The organism is Lelliottia sp. GFLA7, assembly GCF_056490165.1.
Map to the genome: position 1 here is coordinate 1 of NZ_JBWLAQ010000105.1, position 415 is coordinate 415.

A 415-nucleotide genomic window follows, 5' to 3' on the forward strand; every position below is an offset into this window, starting at 1 on the left:
TCCCGCTGGACCGCGACCCCGCGACCGCGGACGAGGTGGACGCGGTGCGCCGTTCGTACCGGCAACTCACGCGAACCGTCAACGACTGCATCACGATCTGTTGGACCAGCGGCACGGAGGCCGCGCCGAAGGGAGTTCCCCGGTGCCACGCCGACTGGCTGGCCATCGGCCAGGCAGTGCAGGACGGTCTGCAGACCCAACCGGATTCCGTCATCGTCGGGCCCTTCCCGATGGTCAACATGGCGGGGTTCGCGACGTCGCTGCTGCCGTGGCTGCTCAGCGGCGGGCACCTGGTCCAGCACCACCCGCTCGATCTCGCGGTGTACCTCGACCAGATCCAGCGGCACCGCGCCACCCACACGAGCATGCCCCCGGCGATTCTCAGCATGCTGCTTCAGAATTCGCCCCTGCGCAC

General features: G+C 68.9%; 1 protein-coding gene. It reads left to right on the forward strand.

Annotated elements, in window-relative coordinates; all coding sequences use genetic code 11:
* Positions 1-415 (forward strand): AMP-binding protein (locus AC07RN_RS21375; RefSeq protein ID WP_478337282.1); only part of this gene is annotated, 415 nt, incomplete at both ends.